Source organism: Bacillus cereus group sp. N6 (assembly GCF_016483705.1).
Taxonomy (GTDB): Bacteria; Bacillota; Bacilli; order Bacillales; family Bacillaceae_G; genus Bacillus_A; species Bacillus_A wiedmannii.
In genome coordinates this window covers 1-4,033 of record NZ_JAEHBI010000113.1, presented here as the reverse complement: position 1 = coordinate 4,033, position 4,033 = coordinate 1, and the positions used below count along the sequence as shown (strand labels likewise).

The window sequence follows — 4,033 nt, the reverse complement described above, 5'->3', positions numbered from 1 at the left end:
AATGGCATGACTCCGTATCAGTATTCAAAATCAATTGCGTAATCTAATTGATGTTCCAGTTTTTCTTGACCAGGTCAGGATGATATTTGTAAATAAGTTGCTCAATTATATGCACAAGGAGTCGGAACGGTTTATATATCTAAAAAGTTGGGTTGTTCGTGTAGTACTTTACGTGAACAATTGCAAAAATGGAGGCAGATAAGAGGTATGTGTTGGTGATAATATATAATTTCACGTACCGTATTGTATATAAAAATAAATATATCAAAACCAATGTGCAAGAGTTGGTTTCTCTTTCTCTAATACAATATATCACTAAATAGATGTGAACTAGTATGTTTGACCATCTCGAAAATAGGTAATAGGAAACAAAATGTTAGTAGTTCTTTTTTAATAAGTATAAGTTGTATTTTTGATATTGGACATAATGTTTAAATAACATACGCCTATTTTTTAAATAATTGGAAAAACAAAATGGTTATCAAAACCATTTTTCCCGCAAGTATGGTAAGATATAGAAGATATGTGTATGAGGAATGTTAATTCATTTTTTACGGAAGTAAAATTTTATTTCTATCAAGAAAGGACATATCTTATCATAAGAACGACTAATTTATTTGTTTTTTGATTATAGGTGATAACTATGTGGTGTGTGAATCCATATTGCTTAGTTAGTTTTGGGAGAATTAGAAAAGTATCTCGTAAGAGTTTACTACTAAGGGGGATGAAACGTTGGAAAGAAAACAGCAAGTATTTCAAAAGGAAAGAACAAAAAATACAGTATCACTTCAGGGACGGTTATTGTAAGAAGTGATGCAAGAGAAAAAGAATGTTACGCTGATTTTCTTGAAAGGTTTTCATATAAAAGGAATAGTACAAGAATATGATTTATATTCAATTCTAGTAGAAGTAGATGGGAAACAACAGCTGGTATATAAACAGGCCATTTCAACGATTCGGTTATAAAATAAACAGAAGCATGAATCCTAATGATTTCATACTTCTGAAGAAATTTGGTTTATTCAGCTGTTCCCTCTTCTTTGAATTGCGAAATTTCATATTGTTCACACAATAAAACGAGCATTATACAGAAAGAAAGCGCTGTATAAGAGGGATGGGAGAGAAAAAGAATATGAAAAACATCTTTCGCACGGAGATTAGTGACTTTGAACGTGTTTCAGAAATATTAAAGGTATTGGCACATCCTATTCGTCTACAAATGGTGCATCAATTACTAAAAAAACAGTCTTTAAATGTTACGGGATTACAACAATATTTTGATATGCCACAATCCACTATTTCGCAACATCTGGGCAAGTTAAAATTATATAAAGTTGTAGCATGTGAGCGTAAAGGATTGGAAGTATTTTATCGAGTGGATGATGAAAAAGTGAAACAAACTCTACAGGTCCTTATAGGGTTAAATAGGTAGTTTTTTCTGTATGTACCTAGTTATGTACAGATACAAAAATAGAACGCGAAGGATTTTTCTATGTATAGGAATTCACATGACAATGATATAATAGTGAAAGCGATGATTTTTATCCATGCCTATGTCACAGAGGAAGAAAGCCCCTTTTCGCAGGCATCATAGATGCTAGGACAGCTTTGCTCCAGAAGAAATTCCAAAGCGGAACTGCACAAATCCGTTGATATTCGTATACGGAAAAATGGAGAATACTATAGAGAAACAAAGATTATACACGTATGAAGAGTTAAAACACTGGGCAGAGCAGTGCTACTCATTGGAAGATTCATATTTTATAAATATTAAACAGAAAATTACCATTATTCCCTTTCGAAAGGACGGACTATACCAATAGAACTATTTTTTTTGATTCCCTCTTTAATTTTCACCCATGTAGTCTAATTCTCTTATATCATAATGAAAGAGTCCATTACAACAAGTAATAGACTCGCATTAAAATGAAAAAGAGTAACTTTTCCATTACTTTTCATGCATGTATTATATCCACAGTTTACTTTCTTTTTGTACCTACTTATATAGAAAGAATCTGTCACATATAATCATTCATTCTTCCTATTTGAATGATATTAACTAGCTTGCTGAATCGGTATAGCAGGTGGAATCAAAATAGATAAAGGATAACTGCGAGTTTCCCCTATAGTATTTTTCGCTACCAGATGGTACATATATGATTGGTCTGGTTCGATATTTAAATCTGTAATAGTATTTGTTGTGAAGGTTTGGATTTTTTGATTATTTTTATATAACTCATATGCAGTGACATTTTTTGCTGAAACATTGAATGTAATCTGAGAATAATTGATGTCTGTAGTTGTCATCTGTACACCAAAGGGTGGATATTGTTTTTGCGTAGGCTTAATAACATATGCCACACTATTCGACATATCTAATAATGTTTGATACTGTATATATGCGTATCCTTGATCGCCAAATTTTGTACCCCAACTATTTCTGACAATGAACCATCTATTTGTTTCATCATACCCTACTACAACAAGAGCATGTCCTCCTCTTGATTTTTTTTCTGTAACAGGTGGTACAATGCCAGATGTAGGAGTTGCATCAAAGTTTGGATATACATGTATTCCTACTAAAACAGGATCTTGATTGGCTACTGCTTGTTTTATCTCAGCAATCATATTCGCTTGGCGTATAGCTTGATAGGAACTGATTTTATATGGTACTGCATTTTTTTGCTGTAAGGATGTAATAGATTCTTTAAACTGGTTTGTATTTTCTGGATTTAAATCATACAATCGCTCTGTTTCTGGAGGTACTCCTTCTTGTTTTAAAATTTGAAATGCTGATCCGAAATACATACCATCTTTAGGTCCATTTGGGTAATAAATATAAGAGGGAGATAAATACGTAATGTCTGTTCCGCGAGCCCCTGCATCTTTTGCAATATAGTATTCTCTTAAAGCAGTTATAGCAAAGGGGACGCATGTCCCAAATTTCCCTTGACTTCGTACTGCTGGAAAATATTCACGTAAATCGATTTGATTCGGAAGAACATTTGGAGTTGGAATTCCCTGTTGTTTTTGTTTGATTGCTTCCTGTTTTGTAAGATAAGAAGTAGAGGGTGTATATTCTGGTATGTCTTCACTCATCTTACTATCTTTTAAACCCAAACCATATGTAGAAAAATCATTTGATTGAAATGATTTTTCTGTTTCAGCATGTATAACAGGTCCAAATAGAAATCCAATAATACTCACTAAAGCAATTGTAAAAAAGGTAAACGCATTATATTTCATTGTATTCTCCTTTCTAATTTTATTGCATTTTTACAAATTGAGACTTTATTTGTACACTAAACATATAACAAATTATATGCATTGGCTAGATTGTATAAGTTGATAAATGTTTTCGAAGTTTCCGGTCATAAAAATATATCTTTTTGGTTAATTTTATATATGAGTAAAATAACCATCCAGCTGAAATGGTTTATGCGTACTTTTATTTTCATATCTATTATTTCTAGATAATTTCATATAGTATCAAGATACCGTAAGTTTCATATCATCTTAATTTGTGAACAGACTATTTCTATAGTCTGTTCTTTTTAGTCCGTAAAGGTACACCTTTAGGGATTGGGTGGAATCTATAAATAATCGGTTCCCAAACATTGGACTATTTTGGTCGGAATAAAGAAGCAATTTTAAATGAATGGAAAGATATCAAACAAAATATAAGAGCACATATTGTCATCATCGACATGCCTTTATTAGATACTACAAAATATCAAGATAACCTAGGAAATCTCATTACAGACCCTGCACTTTAAATTCTCTCTAGGCTGGCTGAAGAGGAAAGAGAAAGATAAAAACTCGACAAAAAGAAGGCATTGAAGCAAGGGAGGCATTTTAGAAGATCAAAAGCTAAAATAACAACTGAGTTTATTATGGTTTATACTGCTTGGAAGATAGGTGAATGAATCGCCGTAGATGTAAGGAAGCAAGCAGATATTGAGGTGGTACAGTAAAACTGGAACACAGTATAGAGATAAATTATTCTATATAAGAGGTGTTTCAGATGAAAAAA

Annotated in this window: 2 protein-coding genes and 2 pseudogenes; 3 read left to right on the top strand and 1 reads right to left on the bottom strand. The window is 32.2% G+C overall.

Annotated elements, in window-relative coordinates:
- Positions 1 to 732 precede the first annotated feature (732 nt).
- Together hfq and JDS99_RS29955 are read left to right on the top strand one after the other, a co-directional pair.
- Positions 733 to 966: pseudogene (gene hfq / locus JDS99_RS29960) on the top strand (RNA chaperone Hfq).
- 166 nt (positions 967 to 1,132) lie between these two features.
- The gene (locus JDS99_RS29955) at positions 1,133 to 1,432 is read left to right on the top strand and encodes an ArsR/SmtB family transcription factor (RefSeq protein ID WP_199696379.1); all 300 of its coding nucleotides are present in this window, start codon (positions 1,133 to 1,135) and stop codon (positions 1,430 to 1,432) included.
- A 623-nt stretch (positions 1,433 to 2,055) separates the two neighbouring features.
- Here JDS99_RS29955 and JDS99_RS29950 read toward each other — a convergent pair.
- Positions 2,056 to 3,246: a C1 family peptidase gene (locus JDS99_RS29950; RefSeq protein WP_199696378.1), complete on the bottom strand. Its 1,191-nt coding sequence runs from the start codon at positions 3,244 to 3,246 to the stop codon at positions 2,056 to 2,058.
- 353 nt (positions 3,247 to 3,599) lie between these two features.
- On the opposite strand from JDS99_RS29950, the pseudogene JDS99_RS32200 reads away from it, so the two are divergent.
- Positions 3,600 to 3,923: pseudogene (locus JDS99_RS32200) on the top strand (recombinase family protein); the annotation flags it as partial.
- Positions 3,924 to 4,033 lie beyond the last annotated feature (110 nt).

Excerpts from the sequence above, each read along its gene's own strand:
- JDS99_RS29955 (WP_199696379.1), top strand. The coding sequence starts at position 1,133 with ATGAAAAACATCTTTCGCACGGAGATTAGTGACTTTGAACGTGTTTCA.
- JDS99_RS29950 (WP_199696378.1), bottom strand. The coding sequence starts at position 3,246 with ATGAAATATAATGCGTTTACCTTTTTTACAATTGCTTTAGTGAGTATT.